Origin of the sequence: Alkalihalophilus lindianensis (assembly GCF_032843265.1) — a bacterium.
Classification (GTDB): domain Bacteria; phylum Bacillota; class Bacilli; order Bacillales; family Bacillaceae_D; genus Alkalihalophilus; species Alkalihalophilus lindianensis.
In genome coordinates, this window is sequence record NZ_JAWJBA010001095.1 from 1 (window position 1) to 233 (window position 233).

Genomic DNA, 233 nt, shown 5'->3' on the forward strand with positions numbered 1-233 from the left:
TAACCTCTTTCAGGAAACAGAACTATCACTTCTGTTATGTCAGGCACTAAGAGAATGGTGCCGGGCAGATTGCGCCATGATCAATGCAGGCCTCCTGTTAGGTCCATTATCAGGGACTGTAACGGAATACGATGTATTATCGATTTGTCCGCATCCCATTAATCCATGTGTAGTCGAACTAACGGGAGAGGAATTAACAAAGGTGTTAAGGGAGTCAATGGATAAAACACTGC

At 44.2% G+C, this 233-nt stretch carries 1 protein-coding gene; it reads left to right on the top strand.

All coding sequences use genetic code 11. From position 1 onward, the window contains the following. Positions 1-233 (top strand): 5'-nucleotidase C-terminal domain-containing protein (locus tag RYX56_RS25480; RefSeq protein ID WP_317124534.1); only part of this gene is annotated, 233 nt, incomplete at both ends.